This window comes from Sphingobacterium sp. NPDC055346 (assembly GCF_053645235.1).
In genome coordinates this window covers 29,633-45,481 of sequence record NZ_JBSHMI010000004.1, presented here as the reverse complement: position 1 = coordinate 45,481, position 15,849 = coordinate 29,633, and the positions used below count along the sequence as shown (strand labels likewise).

Below are 15,849 nucleotides of genomic sequence, written 5' to 3'. Positions count from 1 at the left end.
ATCTATTTATTGTTTGTTTAATTTGTAAGTTGGTTTAACAAAAGATTCACTCGGTCTAATTGAGCTTCATCTTCAGTCTTTTGATAGAATAAAGCTAAGGATTTCAAAGCATTTATTTCATAAGGCTTAATTTCATTTGCTTTTAGCAAATAATTTTGGGCATTATATTGTGCTTCTTGATTTTCATTATCCTTCAAGAAAGTATTCAAGTTGATTAGACCTAGGGCTAGATTAGACTCATAGTTATTTGGGTCCAATTCAAGTACTTTCTCATAATATGTCTTAGCTATCTCTAAATTATTGGCATTTTCATTTGCATATCCTGCCAAGTAATTTAATTCTATATTTTCCGGCTCGAGTTTGATGGCCTGTTCAATAATAGGAACGATGGCATCATATGCATCACTTTTTGCATATTTATCGATCAGCAAGAACAGCAAAGCTTTGTCATCAGCATATTTGGTCCTTCCTTCTTCCAAGGTTGAGAGCGCTTGTTGCTTCTCATCCAGTTGGTCGTATAGATTGGCCAATTCGATATACTGGTTTGGAGTCATGTTACCAGCTTCATGGATCTTTCCATAATACTTGATGGCTTCCTCCGGTTTACCTGCTTTGCTGGCTAAAAGTGCTAAATTGTAGGTTACATCTCCACTTTTGGCATCTAAGGCATCAACCTTGCTGAAATCTGCAAAGGCTTCGTCAAACTTTTTGTTTTCTAGCGATTTGTTTGCGCGATAAATCAGTGCGGCAGCCAAGTTTTGGTTGACATAGCTTATTTCTCCAGAGTATCCCGGTCTGTCTTTCTTATCGATTTTATCCATCGTCTGATAAGTCAGATCGATAGGGTCAGCATTCAACTTAATGGTCCTTGCAGAATCTGCATAAGCAATTGAACTCAAAACCATGGCTCTTAAGACATTCACGCGCGTTTTGGAAGAGTCGCGTCTTGTCTTGTAGATATTGTCGATTTGTTTCCTGGCATTATCAAGGTTGGCGATGTTACCAGTTTGGGTGTATAATGCAAAGGCATTGCTGGCTTCTTTATAAGCCGACTGTCCGAAAGCACTATTGGCACCCAATAGTAATATAGCTCCTAAAGCACTTGAAATATATCTATTCTTGTTCTTCATTCTCCGTGTTAGCTGATTCATTGTCTGTTGAGTTTTCTGCTCCTTCAGCACCTTCAACGTCTAATTCCTCTTCTTCCTCTTGTCTTTCAACTTTGGTCACTGATGCAATTTCGTCGTTGTCTTTCAAAGTGATCAATTTCACACCTTGGGTAGCACGACCCATTACACGTAAGCTTTCAACTCCGATACGGATTACAATTCCAGATTTATTGATGATCATCAAATCGTTCTCATCAGTAACACCTTTAATAGCAACCAATTCACCTGTTTTGTCCGTAACGTTGATTGTTTTTACACCTTTACCACCACGATTGGTAATTCTATAATCATCGATATCGGTACGTTTACCGTATCCTTTCTCTGAAACTACCAGTACAGTGGTTTCTTGATTATTAACACTAATCATGCCAACTACCTCATCTTTTTCATGCGCTAAGGTAATACCACGAACACCTGTAGCTGTCCTACCCATCGGTCTTACGGTCGATTCATTGAATCGGATCGCACGACCAGAACGAAGAGCCATGACGATTTCGCTCGTACCATTGGTCAATGTTGCTTCCAATAATTGGTCACCGTCATTGATGTTGATCGCATTGATACCATTTGCCCTTGGTCTTGAGTAAGCTTCAAGTGAAGTTTTCTTGATGGTACCTTTCTTAGTACACATGATGATAAAGTTGTTCTCAAGGTATTCTTGGTCCTTCAGGTTGGTTACCTTAATATAGGCCTTGATCTTCTCATCTTTTGGAATATTGATGATATTCTGAAGGGCACGACCTTTAGAAGTACGGCTTCCTTCAGGAATTTCGAATGCCCTTAACCAGAAACATCTACCTGCTTCCGTAAATAACAATAGGTAGTTATGTGCAGATGCTGTAATGATATGTTCTGTAAAGTCTTCATCGCGGGTTGTAGAGCCAATAGCTCCTTTACCACCACGACCTTGTACACGATACTCGGTTAATGGAGTACGTTTTACGTAACTGTTGTGGGAGATTGTGATTACTACCTCTTCATCATCGATGAAATCTTCCATACGAAGGTCTTCCGCAGAATGAACTATATGAGAACGTCTTTCGTCGCCATATTTCTCTTTTACTTCCATCAGTTCATCTTTGATGATCTTGAAGCGAAGGGATTCATCAGCAAGTACTTCTTTCAAGTATTCGATGGTTTTCATCAACTCAGCATATTCTTCCTTGATCTTGTCGCGTTCCAGTCCTGTCAACCTTCTTAAGGTCATGTCCAAAATGGCTCTAGCTTGGATATCAGAAAGCGCAAAACGCTCCATCAAGCCAACACGTGCATCTTCTGGTGTATCTGAATTACGGATCAATTTGATTACCTCGTCTAGGTGATCTAGAGCAATTAGGTAACCTTCAAGGATATGGGCTCTTTTTTCAGCTTCAGCTAATTCAAACTTAGTCCTACGGATAACCACATCATGTCTATGTTCAACGAACTCATGGATCATATCCTTTAAGTTCAACATTTGTGGTCTACCTTTTACTAAGGCAATGTTGTTAACCGAAAAAGAGGTTTGCAAAGCGGTATGCTTATATAGGTTGTTTAGAACCACATTGGCATTCGCATCACGTTTTATTTCATAGATAACGCGGATATCTTTAGAGGATTCATCCCTGATTTCCGAGATACCTTCGATTTTCTTTTCTTGAACCAAATCGGCAGTTCTTTTGATCATCTCCGATTTGTTGACTAGGTAAGGGATTTCTGTTACGACGATGATCTCTTTACCGGTCTTGGTAGTTTCGATTTCCGCCTTAGCACGCATCACGATACGGCCACGGCCAGTTTCGAAAGCTTCTTTTACGCCATTGAAGCCATAGATCAGACCGCCAGTAGGGAAGTCAGGTCCTTTGACATAGGTCATCAATTCCGAGATTTCGATATCTCTGTTGTCGATATAAGCAATGGTACCATCGATAACTTCGCTCAGGTTGTGCGGAGCCATATTGGTTGCCATACCTACGGCGATACCAGATGCGCCATTGACAAGCAGGTTCGGGATACGGGTAGGAAGAACGGTAGGTTCTTCAAGGGAGTCGTCAAAGTTTAATTTGAAATCAACGGTGTCTTTGTTAATGTCCGCCAACATTTCTTCGGTAATCTTCCTTAAGCGAGCCTCTGTATAACGCATCGCTGCTGGTGGGTCACCGTCAATCGAACCGTAGTTACCCTGTCCATCGACTAGGGGATAGCGCATGGACCAGTTTTGGGCCATACGGACCATGGTGTCATAAACGGATGAGTCACCGTGTGGGTGGTACTTACCGAGTACATCTCCAACAATACGAGCAGATTTTTTATAAGGTTTACCACTCGTTACCCCAAGGTCTAGCATACCATACAATACACGACGGTGTACTGGTTTCAGACCATCACGGGCATCAGGTAATGCGCGTGAAACGATTACCGACATCGAATAATCGATGTAGGCAGATTTCATTTGGTCTTCGATATTGATGGGGATGATCCTGTTTTCAGCAGGAACTAAATTGTTTTCGTTTTCTGTTTCTTCAGCCATTATATTTTGGTTTCAATCAATATAATAAGTGTTATATCTATAAAAGACACGTAACAGGCGAAGATACACATTTTTTTAGGTTTTTGGTACGGATTTCATCATTAAAGATATCCACAATGGAGGCGATTTGTTAATATTTTTCATAAAGTTATTTGTTTAAACAGGTATATTTGTTCAATGAGAGAATGATACCAAATGTCTTTTTAATTTAAGATATTTTAAACAAATATGGATTTTGTTTTAAAAATTTTTAAAAATATTTTACCTTTGGGCATTCAAATTAAGGTCAAACGATTGTTTAATCGTTAACCTCCTAATTTTTAACAAATTATACAAGTCTAATGAAACATAATTTCGGTGCAGGCCCATGTATTTTACCAAAAGAGGTTTTTGAAGAAGCTTCAAGAGCGGTAATTGATTTTAATGGTACAGGTTTATCAATCTTGGAAATTTCGCACCGTTCCAAAGAGTTTGAGGAAGTCGTAATCGAGACTGAGAAATTGGTCCGTGAATTACTGGAAGTTCCTGCTGGATATTCCATTTTATTCCTTCAAGGGGGTGCGAGTCAGCAATTTGCCATGGTTCCTATGAACTTATTGCCTGAAAATGGCAAGGCTTCATACCTAGATACAGGTGTTTGGGCAACAAAAGCTGCCAAAGAAGCTAAAAAAGTAGGACAGGTGGAAATGGTTGCTTCGTCGAGTGACAAAAATTACAACTATATTCCAAAGGATTTTGTAGTGCCATCGGATGCTGCATATTTCCATTACACTTCAAATAATACCATTTACGGAACAGAAGTATTTGAAAAACCTAGCACATCGGTAACAACCGTTGTTGATATGTCTTCTGATATTTTGAGTAGAACAATCAATGTGTCTGAGTTTGGTTTGATCTATGCTGGTGCCCAAAAGAATATGGGTCCTGCAGGTGTTACGTTGGTAATCATCAAAGATGATCTGTTTGCTAAGTCTGGTCGTACCATTCCAACGATCTTTGATTATGAAGCACATGCCAAAGCGGGTTCTATGTACAATACGCCGCCAGTATTCTCCATCTATGTTTCCATGTTGAACCTACGTTGGTTGAAAGCTAAAGGTGGAATTTCGGTAATTGAACAAGAGAATATCATCAAGGCACGTACTTTATACGATGAGATTGACCGCAACCCATTCTTCAAAGGAACGGCAGCCGTGGAAGATCGCTCTAGAATGAACGTGACTTTCGTGATGGATACGCCTGAGTTAGAAGCAGAATTTTTGGCCTTAGCTAAGGAGCGCAATTTAATCGGTATCAAAGGCCACCGTTCAGTAGGTGGATTTAGAGCATCGATCTACAATGCATTGAGCATCAGTTCAATTAATGCATTAGTGGATACGATGAGAGAATTTGAAGAAAAGAAGAAATAATTACTATGAAAATTTTAGCTAACGATGGGATTGATCCTATCGGTAAAAAAATATTAGAGGATGCGGGCTTTGTAGTGGATACAAACCATATTCCTCAAGATGAATTGATCAATAGATTGAATGAATATGATGCAGTTACGGTACGTAGTGCAACAAAATTACGTCAGCCTTTGATCGATGCTTGCCCTAATATCAAGGTTATTGGTAGAGGTGGGGTCGGCATGGACAATATTGATGTGGATTACGCACGTTCAAAAGGTATCGCTGTAGTGAATACGCCAGCGGCATCTTCACATTCAGTTGCTGAATTGGTATTTGCACATCTATTGAATGGTGTTAGGTTCCTATACGATTCTAACCGTAAAATGCCTGTAGAAGGAAACAGCAATTTTGCTGGATTGAAAAAAGCATATGCTGCAGGTTCTGAATTGCAAGGAAAAGTATTGGGTGTTGTTGGTTTTGGCCGTATCGGTCGTGAAACTGCTAAGATCGGTTTAGGATTGGGAATGACGGTGATCTATTCAGATTTGTTTGAAGGACCAAATTCTCTGACTTTAAACTTTGCTGGAGATGTAAGTGTCAATGTCCCTGTTGAGCAGGTTGATATCGATGCCATCTTCAAGAAATCAGACTTTATTTCCCTGCACGTTCCATTCACAGACAAGCCTGTTATCGGTAAAGAAGAGTTTGCATTATTAAAAGATGGTGTTGGCTTGGTAAATGCTTCCAGAGGAGGCGTTATTGAAGAGTTAGCTTTAGTGGAAGCGTTGAATTCTGGTAAAGTTGCTTTTGCTGCGCTTGATGTGTTTGATAATGAACCGACTCCAAGAGCGGAAATATTGAATCATCCTAAGGTTTCCTTGACTCCCCATATTGGTGCTGCAACCAATGAGGCGCAAGAACGAATCGGAGAGGAACTAGCCCAGTTATTGATCGATAACTTGAAGAAGTAGTTCTTCCGCATTAAATTATATGCGGCACAAAAGCTTTTATTTGCATTTGTGCCGCTTTTTTTTGTTAAAAGACTTATATTCACAACCTCGTAAAAACAAATAGTTTAAAATAGATATGAAAATTCTAAAATTCGGTGGAACATCCGTAGGGAGTGCTGAACGTATCCAGAGTTTATTGGATATCGTTAATCCCGCAGAGCGTCAGATTGTGGTGCTTTCAGCAGTGGCTGGAACGACAAATGCATTGGTTGAAATCTCTAAAGCTTACTTGAATGGTAAGAAGGATGAAGCCAAGGAATTGATCAAGGAACACAAGAACAAGTACGAAGCTTTAATCAAGGAACTCTTCAGCACTGAGAACGGATATAAGCAGGGTAAGGAATTGATAGATTATCATTTTAACTTAATTGCATCTTTGTCGAACGATCTTTTTACACCTACGGAAGAAAAGATCATCCTGGCACAGGGTGAATTGATGTCCACTACATTGTGGCATCTTTACCTGAGTGAAAAAGGCATAAAATCCGTATTGCTTCCGGCTCTTGATTTTATGAAAATCGACGAGGACAATGAGCCAATGGTTCCATTCATCAAAGAGAAATTGGAAGCGATTTTGGCTGAGCATCCTGAAAATAGCTTATTTATCACGCAAGGATATATCTGTAGAAATTCCTTTGGTGAAATCGATAATTTACGGCGTGGTGGATCAGATTATACCGCATCATTGATCGGTGCTGCCATACAAGCCGATGAAATCCAGATCTGGACGGATATCGATGGTATGCATAACAATGATCCTAGAATTGTAAAGGGCACTACACCGATTGCAGAACTGAGTTTTGACGAAGCTGCCGAGCTGGCCTATTTTGGGGCTAAGATCTTACATCCGCAGAGTGTGTTTCCAGCGCAACGGTATAATGTGCCAGTTCGTTTGTTGAACACGATGGACCCCCAAGCTTTTGGAACTTTGATTTCTAAAAACGGTGGACAGAAAGGGTCGATCCGTGCGGTTGCAGCGAAAGATGATATTACAGCAATCCATATCCATTCATCAAGAATGTTGTTGGCATATGGTTTCCTGAGAAAGATCTTTGAAATTTTTGAACGTTATAAAACGCCAATCGATATGATTACCACTTCAGAGGTGGCTGTATCCTTAACAATTGATGATACCAAAAATTTAGATGATATCATCCGAGAAGTGGAGGATTTTGGAAATGTAAGTGTCGATAGAAATCAAACGATCATCTGTGTAGTGGGTGATTTTGGAGCTAATACACATGGTTATGCTGCGCGAGTTTTAGATGCAGTGAAACATTTGCCATTGCGCATGGTTTCTTATGGAGGTTCAGATTACAATGTCTCCATGCTTTTGGATTCTGAACACAAGGTAGAAGCATTAAGGTCGTTACATAATAGAATTTTTTAAAGAGAATGAACATCAATCAAATTGATTTAGGACGTTTAAACGAATTTGAAACTCCATTTTATTACTATGATCTGGACCTGTTGAATGAAACATTGGACAGGGCCAAGGCAGCAGCTGATAAAAGAGGATTTCATGTTCATTATGCACTAAAAGCTAACTTTAATGACAGGATTTTAGATTTAATCCAATCTAAAGGCTTTGGTGCGGATTGTGTAAGTGGAAATGAGGTTCAAAAATCAATTGATTCTGGTTTTCCTGCCAATCAGATTACCTTCGCTGGTGTTGGGAAATCCGACAAGGAGATTAATTTGGCATTAAAGCATCATATTTTTGCTTTTAATGTGGAATCTATCCAAGAGCTATTGGTAATCAATGAATTGGCGGCTAAACAGAACGTTAAGGCTCAAGTTTCGTTGCGCATTAATCCGAATGTAGATGCCCATACGCACCATTATATCACCACCGGTTTAGATGAAAATAAATTTGGTGTGCCCAATTCTGAATTGGAAAAGGCGGCTTCCGTATTAAGGGAATGTGATCATATTGATCTGTTGGGTCTGCATTTCCATGTAGGTTCGCAGATTACCGATATCAATGTGTTCAAGAGTCTTTGTGTAAAGGTAAATGAGTGGAAGAATTGGTTTGAAGAGCGCGGAACTACCATTAAAGTATTGAACGTAGGTGGTGGGCTAGGCGTGGATTATCATGAACCAGATGCCCATCCTTTTGCTGACTTTGAAGCTTATTTTGATGTATTCGATAAGTTTCTGGAAAGAACTCCACAACAAGAGGTGCATTTTGAACTGGGCCGTGCTTTGGTAGCACAAGCAGGAACTTTGTTGAGCAGGGTATTGTACACTAAAAGCGGGGTTAAGAAAAACTTTTTGATCCTTGATGCAGGTATGACCGAGCTTATGCGTCCAGCATTGTACCAGGCATTTCATAAAATCGAAAAATTAGGCAAAAACGAAGGTGTTGAAAAATTGAACTACGATGTGGTTGGGCCAATCTGTGAGAGCTCAGATTGTTTTGGAAAAGAAGTAACACTTCCTGTTTCAGAACGTGGAGATCTGATCGCTATCCGTACTGCAGGTGCTTATGGCGAAGTAATGGCTTCGAAATATAATCTTAGAGATGAAATCAGGTTTGTGTTTTCTAACGAGATTTGAGAAATGAGATTTGAGATATGTGATAGTAGAAAGGGATTTTTAGGGATTTTTAGTTATTAGACAAGGGATATAGAAATTGTGGGACGTTTAATATCTCAATACTCAAATCTCAATACTCATATCTATATCTCGTTTGATATCTCAATACTCAAATCTCAATACTCATATCTATATCTCGTTTGATATCTCAATACTCATATCTAAATACTCATATCTAAATAAAAAAGAACTCCTGAGCTAAATCAGCTCAGGAGTTCTTTTTTATTTATTCCTCATTCTTGTTGAGGAAGACGAATTTTCCATCAAATGCATCCAGTTTGATTACGGAATCTCTGGATATTTTTCCTGATAGGATCTCTTTAGAGAGTTCGTTGAGGATTCTTTTTTGAATGACACGTTTCAATGGTCTTGCACCATAGACAGGGTCGTATCCTAATTGTGCTAACCAATCTAGGGCTTCGTCGGAGGCCGTTAGGAAGATGTTTTGTTCAGCAAGTTGTTTTTCAACCCTGTTAAATTGCATCCTAACGATATCACCAATTTCTGTTCTGGACAGCGGAGTAAACATGATCACCTCATCAATACGGTTCAAGAACTCTGGACGGATAGATTTTTGCAATAGATCCAGGACTTCATCCTTTGTTTTCGCTACGACTTCTTCTCTGTTCTCATCATTCAATTTAGAGAAATTCTCTTGGATAATATGAGAACCGGTATTGGAGGTCATGATGATGATGGTGTTCTTAAAGTTTACTACACGGCCTTTGTTGTCTGTCAAATGGCCATCATCCAATACTTGTAATAGGATATTGAATACATCCGGGTGTGCTTTTTCGATTTCATCTAATAGCACCACTGAGTATGGTCTACGACGTACGGCTTCGGTTAACTGTCCGCCTTCGTCATAACCCACGTATCCTGGAGGCGCTCCGATCAAACGCGATACGGCATGTCTTTCTTGGTACTCCGACATATCGATCCGGATCATGGCCTGTTCGTCATCGAATAGATATTCTGCCAAGGCTTTTGCAAGTTCGGTTTTACCGACCCCTGTTGTACCAAGGAAAATAAAGGAACCGATTGGGCGTTTAGCATCACTCAATCCGGCCCTTGATCTACGGATCGCATCAGCAATAGCTTCAATAGCCTCATCTTGTCCTGCGACACGCTTATGTAATTCTTCTTCCAGGTTCAATAGTTTTTCCCTTTCGGATTGAATCATTTTACTGACAGGGATACCGGTCCATTTTGAAACCACATCAGCGATATCTTCGGAAGTTACCTCTTCCTTAAGCATACGGCTGCTGTCTTGTTTCTCTGAAAGTTCTTTTTTCAAAGCATCCACTTTGTCCTGAGCTTCCTTGATCTTACCGTACCTTAATTCTGCAACCTTTCCGTAGTCGCCCGCACGTTCAGCCTGTTCAGCTTCCAGTTTGTAGTTTTCTATGTTTTGAGCCTCCGCGTTGACCTGATCCACCAAGGTCTTTTCAGATTGCCACTTAGCCCTTAATGAATCTCGTTCATTGGAAAGGTTGGCGATGGTTTCTGAAAGTTCAGAGATTTTCTTCTCGTCTTTTTCACGCTTAATCGCTTCTCTTTCAATTTCCAGTTGCATGATCCTTCGTTCCAGTTCATCGACCACAACAGGAACTGAGTCCATTTCGAGCCTCAATTTGGACGCTGCCTCATCGACTAGGTCAATGGCCTTGTCTGGTAAGAATCGGTCCGTAATGTATCTTTGTGAGAGTTCTACAGCCGAAATGATAGCCTCATCCAGGATCCTAACTTTGTGGTGGGTTTCGTAACGTTCCTTGATACCACGTAGGATAGAGATCGCATCTTGGGTATCTGGTTCTTCCACCATCACTTTCTGGAACCTACGCTCTAAGGCTTTGTCCTTTTCGAAATACTTTTGATACTCGTTTAGGGTCGTTGCACCGATTGTCCTCAACTCACCACGCGCCAATGCAGGTTTCAGGATGTTTGCAGCATCCATAGCGCCCTCACCGCCACCAGCACCAACTAAGGTGTGGATCTCATCAATGAACAGGATGATTTCACCGTCGCTGTCGGATACTTCCTTAACTACAGCCTTTAGGCGTTCTTCGAATTCACCCTTATATTTCGCACCGGCAACCAATGCACCCATATCCAAAGAGAATACGGTTTTGGTCTTCAAGTTTTCAGGAGCATCACCTTTTATGATTCGGTAGGCAATACCTTCGGCAATCGCTGTTTTACCTACTCCGGGCTCACCAACCAAGATCGGATTGTTCTTTGTCCTACGGGATAAGATCTGCATGACGCGTCTGATTTCTTCATCGCGACCGATTACAGGGTCGAGTTTGCCAGATTCAGCATATTCATTAAGATTCCTAGCATATTTGTTCAATGCATTGTAGGTTGCTTCGGCATTTTGGTCAGTTACCCTTGAATTTCCCCTCAATTCTTTTATTGCGGTTTTTAGGTCTTTTTCAGTGACTCCTTGGTCTTTCAATAGGCTGGCAACCTTGTCGCCGGATAGCAATAGTCCTAACAGGATATGCTCAATGGAGACGAACTCATCGTTAAATTCCTTCAAAAAGCTTTGCGCTTTCTGTAATACAGCGGTAGCGGAGTTGCTTAGATAAACATTGCTTCCGCTTACCTTAGGGTAGGATTCGATAATTTTATCGACCTCTTGGCTCAGGTAGCTGATATTGACGTTTAGTTTCTTGAGTAAATGGGAAATGACATTCTCATCTACTGATAATAAGGCTTTCATGATATGCGCTGGCTCGATCGCTTGTTGCTGATGGCCAGATGCAATTTCTGAAGCTTTTTGTATTGCCTCTTGGGCTTTGATTGTAAAGTTGTTAAAGTTCATATGTAGTTTCGCTATATGTAATAAGAGGTTAACAAAAGGAATGCCTACAGTGTTTTTAGTTATTTTACTGTAATATTGACAGTTAAATTTAAATACACATGCCAAAAAGACATACGGCAACTAGTTTTTGTAAAAATAATGGCTTGTAGGTCATTTAGTTAGTGTTTTTGTAAGAATGAAGGAGTTCAAAAGATTTGTAAAATTGATATGAAGTTCACATATTTGCATCGCTTTTAAGGGAAATGCCTCCTTAGCTCAGCTGGTAGAGCAACTGACTTGTAATCAGTAGGTCATTGGTTCGATTCCGATAGGAGGCTCAAAAAGAGGGTATCAATTGATACCCTCTTTTTTGTTTTTCTATTTTTTTTTCTATTTGAGCATCATCGCCTCTTTATGGTTCAGTACCTGTTTAAAGGTTGGTGTACCGTTTTGGAAAAGGCTTTTATGGTGCGGTGCAGGGATCAGGACTTTTACTTCATATTTTTCGAGTGGGATAAAGAATAGAATTCCATGTTCGACAAAGTTTTCATCTGTTATCTCTGTGAATTTCTCTGCTTTATCGTTGATACGATTTAATGATTCTAATTTTTTAATGACCTGCTGCATGTTTATTTTTCTTCATGAAAAACCAATATTGGCACCTTTGAATGCAGAGCAAGGTTATTGCTGATGCTGCTGTTGAATAGGCGATCAAAGAAGCTTCGGTTTCTCTTAACGACACCTAATATATCAATATTGTTTTCAAGGATATAATTTGCAATGGTATTTTCTATGCTTTCAACCTCATCCAGGAGAACATAATTAATGTTTTCTTGTGGAAATTCCTTTTGCCAAGCTTCCGTCTGCAATAGTACATCGGCCACTTTATCATTGTGCATCACGTGTAAGCATTCGATTTTAGCATCCACAGCTTTTGCCATGATGAGCATTTCCTTCAACGCGGATTTGTCCTTTTCACGGAATAGAGTCGTGAAGACAGTGCGCTTGATACCTTGATATTTAGCATGTGGAGGAACCGCAAGAACTGGGTTTTGGATAGACTTGATAACACTTACGGTATTGGTTCCGATTAATTTGGAAAGAAATCCAGATTCACCATGTGTTCCCATAACCACCAAATGGATCTTTTCGCGTTCTACAATGCTTTTTACCACTGAAGCGACCGGCCCTTCTTCAAAAAGAAAAACTAATTCAACTTCTTGCATCCCGATCTCGGAAGCGATCTCTCGGAGTTTTTGGGTTTTCTTTTTATAGACCTCGAATTGGTTGAGCTCAATGGTCTGATAGACTTCTCCTAAAAGTTCCGGTTGTCCACCGTGCGTTGCGGAAAGTACCGGCTCTAGATAGGAGTATAGCACATAAATCTTGGCATCAATCGATTTGGCAATATGTAATGCATAGAGGAACGCATTATTGGCGATTTCGGAAAAATCTGTAGGAAATAAGATGGCTCTCATAGTCGTTAATTTTGTGTTTGTTAAATTTACCAAATAATGGGCAAGGAATTAATGACCTTTATCATTATTTTATACCAACTGTAGCATGGAATTGTTTTATATCGTTATCCTAATATAGAATATTTATAGCAGGATTTGTATGAATAAAGCTTAGCTTCATCTATAGTTTTTTTAATTACAGAAGATTAGAGAAGACATAGGTGGGAATTTTAAGGAAATATCTCAGTAACAGTACAGCATTGAACCTAAGGACAGCTTTGGAGCAATGTGCTATGTCTAATTCTGAGAAGAGTAAATCCTTCCTATACAAGAAATTCTATGGTTATGTGATGGCTATCGTGATCCGCTATATGAAGCATGAAATGGAGGCTGAGGAGCTCGCCAATGAATGTTTTGTGAAAGCCTTCAATAAGATCAGGACCTTTTCATTGCATGAAGATCCCAATGTTTTAGAGAAGACTTTCAAGTCTTGGATAGCGAGGATCGCAGTTAATACGTCGATCGATGCCCTGCGGGTTCGGAAGCAGATGTATATGCTGGACGATTTGAGTAGTAGTGATACCATACATTATTCCGTAGATAATGGAAGCAGGTTGGAATATGAGGATATGCTTTCCTTGATACAGCAGTTGCCAGATATTCAGCGATCGATCTTCAACCTGTATGAAATTGAAGGTTATTCGCATGAGGAGATAGGGAAGGAGCTGGGAATCCCAGAGAGTACTTCCAGGACTTATTTGACAAGAGCGAAGCAAAAGTTGCGCAAATTGTATTTGAGTCAAATTGATTTAGAAAATATTAAATCCTGATTCGTTTAGATAATGGAAGAGAAGAATAAAAAAGATATTGTCGAACAGATCGTCGAAAAGATGAAATCCATGGAAGAGCTTCCATATAAGGAAGGTGCATGGGAGAATTTTCAGAGTCGATATGGTGCTGCCCCGGTTAAAAGGAACAAAACTTTCTATTGGGCTGCCAGCGCTGCGGCAATTTTATTGTTGGGAATTGGAACGGTTATGTATTGGCCGGAAAATACCTCTAACAATATTGATAATCAAATTACCGCTAACCAAGATCCTGTTGTAGACAATGAAACCGGTATTCAAGATAACGGCGGTGACCAGGATGTTGTAAGCGGTCAGGATGAAAGTGTAATTGGTTCTCAAGGTAATTTAATTGCAAGTCAATCTGATTTGAATACTCCAGTACAAGGGAATGGCCTAATAGCTCAAGCGGGAGTTGAGGATGTTAATGCAGAGATTAGAGGTTACCAGGACCTGGGATTGATATCCAATTATTCAAATGATGGGATTTATCCAGGAGGTATCCAGATCCCTAATGCACTTCATTCCTATAATCTATCCAATAAAAGAGCGAAGATTGAAATGGATAACGACCTGAGAGGTTTCAGGGAAAATAATGTCAATAGCGAATTGGCATATCAAGCCCAAGAGGCAAAGAATGGTGCTGAGCCCTTAATAAAAAATAGGAAATTCAATTTTAGGGAGAAGTTTGATTTAGGGCTTTTCGTTTCTCCGAATTCCACCAATGAACGGTTCAATTTTGGAGGCGGGATGTTGTTAGCCTATAATATCAATAAGAATGTAAGTGTTAGGACTGGATTGGCTTACAATCGCTATGATGTTTCTCAAATGAAAGATCCAGTGGCGAATTCAGAAACTCCTGTAGTGGCCAGTAAAGATGCACTGCAGAAAATTACGGCTAACGGTCTGACCCAGAATTTTGCAAGCAGTAATGCCATCATTCTTCCGAATGTAAATGCAATTTCGGGAAATGTCCAAGCATTGGAAGTTCCCTTGGATGTTCGGGTAAAGTCTAAGTCTGGGTTTTATGCTTCCTCTGGTATAACTTATGCCGCTGTATTCAATCAGAACAGATATGCACATTATGTAGAGAATGCCAATACTGAATTGTTTGGCAATGGTCTTCCTGAGAGTGAGGCGGATGTAAAAACGGCTGTTAAGCAGGTTTCCAGAGCAATCAAGACGGAGGATGAAAACGTGAGCAGCAATGGATTTGGTGGTTTTGTCAATTTCTCCATCGGTAAAGAAATGAAGATGAACAAAAACATCAATCTTTCGGTTGAGCCTTATTTTAAAATGCCTGTAGGCAGTTTTAAAAGAGCAGATATGAATTATACCAACGGTGGTATAAGGATCATCACTAACTTCTAGGCTACAGTTGATCGATACGGACCCAAGCCATTCCAGCAGAAATTGCTCCTTGTACTCCAGGATCACCGTCTTCAAAGACCAAGCAGTCGCTTGGATTGACATTTAAGTGTTCCGCAGCCAATAAAAAAGGTTGAGGAGAAGGTTTACCTTCAGGCGTGTCGCCTGCACAGACCAAAGTCTCATATCTTCCGACTACGTTAATGACATCCAAAGTAATGTTGAGGGTAGAGCGGCTTCCACCAGATACAATCCCAATTTTTCTTGATTCAGCAAAATCATATAGGACCTGTCTGACAAATTCTACGGGTTGTGTCTTTTGAATAAAATGTTCAATAAAGATGGCAGACTTTCGTTTTGCAAATTCAAATCTATCCAAAGGAACCTGATAACGGGAAGAGATTTCATCTGCCACATCCACAGTAGGCCATCCTGCTGTTTCATCGATCAGATCGGGGTTCAATAGAATGCCGTGTTCCTTGGCAGTTTCTACATAAGCAGCTTTATGGGCATGCATATTATCTGCTAGGGTGCCATCGACGTCAAACAGTAATGCTTTGAAAGGGGATGCGATTTCTTTTAGTTTAAGGTATTTCTGATAATTTTCTTCCGTCATGCCGCAAAAATAAGAAAGTCTCCATGAATTGGAGACTTTCGTGATCATTTTATGGTCATACCTTGAATCAAGGTATGCGT

General features: G+C 40.0%; 12 protein-coding genes and 1 tRNA gene. 7 read left to right on the top strand and 6 right to left on the bottom strand.

The features are described from left to right. Positions 1-17: 17 nt before the first annotated feature. Both ACWICE_RS09230 and gyrA read right to left on the bottom strand, forming a co-directional pair. Entirely contained in the window at positions 18-1,151 is a 1,134-nt protein-coding gene (locus ACWICE_RS09230) for a tetratricopeptide repeat protein (RefSeq protein WP_214648410.1), read from the bottom strand. Beyond that, complete coding sequence (gene gyrA, locus ACWICE_RS09225; protein ID WP_454298175.1) at positions 1,114-3,678, bottom strand: DNA gyrase subunit A; 2,565 nt, start codon at positions 3,676-3,678, stop codon at positions 1,114-1,116. Before gyrA ends, ACWICE_RS09230 begins: the two co-directional genes overlap by 38 nt. Before the next feature lie 341 nt (positions 3,679-4,019). On the opposite strand from gyrA, the gene serC reads away from it, so the two are divergent. The 4 genes from serC (at position 4,020) to lysA (ending at position 8,638) form a co-directional block, all read left to right on the top strand. Then, a complete protein-coding gene (gene serC / locus ACWICE_RS09220) occupies positions 4,020-5,087 on the top strand; it encodes a 3-phosphoserine/phosphohydroxythreonine transaminase (RefSeq protein ID WP_454298174.1) in 1,068 nt (355 codons plus the stop codon). A 5-nt stretch (positions 5,088-5,092) separates the two neighbouring features. After that, positions 5,093-6,040 carry a D-2-hydroxyacid dehydrogenase gene (locus ACWICE_RS09215; RefSeq protein WP_185216387.1) on the top strand — a complete coding sequence of 316 codons (948 nt, stop codon included), beginning with the start codon at positions 5,093-5,095 and terminating at the stop codon, positions 6,038-6,040. A 115-nt stretch (positions 6,041-6,155) separates the two neighbouring features. Continuing rightward, entirely contained in the window at positions 6,156-7,469 is a 1,314-nt protein-coding gene (locus ACWICE_RS09210; RefSeq protein ID WP_454298173.1) for an aspartate kinase, read from the top strand. 5 nt (positions 7,470-7,474) lie between these two features. Continuing rightward, positions 7,475-8,638, top strand: a complete 1,164-nt coding sequence (lysA, locus tag ACWICE_RS09205) for a diaminopimelate decarboxylase (protein ID WP_454298172.1) — start codon at positions 7,475-7,477, stop codon at positions 8,636-8,638. A gap of 265 nt (positions 8,639-8,903) precedes the next feature. Here lysA and clpB read toward each other — a convergent pair whose 3' ends face one another. Next, entirely contained in the window at positions 8,904-11,504 is a 2,601-nt protein-coding gene (gene clpB / locus ACWICE_RS09200) for an ATP-dependent chaperone ClpB (RefSeq protein WP_185212208.1), read from the bottom strand. Positions 11,505-11,748: 244 nt separating this feature from the next. Between clpB and ACWICE_RS09195 the strand changes: the two genes are divergently transcribed. Continuing rightward, positions 11,749-11,821 (top strand) — tRNA-Thr (locus ACWICE_RS09195). Positions 11,822-11,873: 52 nt separating this feature from the next. Here ACWICE_RS09195 and ACWICE_RS09190 read toward each other — a convergent pair. Together ACWICE_RS09190 and ACWICE_RS09185 are read right to left on the bottom strand one after the other, a co-directional pair. Next, complete coding sequence (locus ACWICE_RS09190) at positions 11,874-12,110, bottom strand: hypothetical protein (RefSeq protein WP_185212207.1); 237 nt, start codon at positions 12,108-12,110, stop codon at positions 11,874-11,876. 2 nt (positions 12,111-12,112) lie between these two features. Further along, positions 12,113-12,961: a universal stress protein gene (locus ACWICE_RS09185; protein WP_185212206.1), complete on the bottom strand. Its 849-nt coding sequence runs from the start codon at positions 12,959-12,961 to the stop codon at positions 12,113-12,115. Positions 12,962-13,161: 200 nt separating this feature from the next. On the opposite strand from ACWICE_RS09185, the gene ACWICE_RS09180 reads away from it, so the two are divergent. Together ACWICE_RS09180 and ACWICE_RS09175 are read left to right on the top strand one after the other, a co-directional pair. Next, positions 13,162-13,770: an RNA polymerase sigma factor gene (locus ACWICE_RS09180; RefSeq protein ID WP_454298171.1), complete on the top strand. Its 609-nt coding sequence runs from the start codon at positions 13,162-13,164 to the stop codon at positions 13,768-13,770. A 12-nt stretch (positions 13,771-13,782) separates the two neighbouring features. Beyond that, positions 13,783-15,156, top strand: a complete 1,374-nt coding sequence (locus ACWICE_RS09175) for a hypothetical protein (protein WP_454298170.1) — start codon at positions 13,783-13,785, stop codon at positions 15,154-15,156. A 1-nt stretch (position 15,157) separates the two neighbouring features. Here the strand turns inward: ACWICE_RS09175 and ACWICE_RS09170 are convergent, their stop codons facing one another. After that, positions 15,158-15,769 (bottom strand): HAD family hydrolase, encoded by a 612-nt coding sequence (locus tag ACWICE_RS09170; protein ID WP_185212204.1) that lies wholly within the window; start codon positions 15,767-15,769, stop codon positions 15,158-15,160. Positions 15,770-15,849 lie beyond the last annotated feature (80 nt).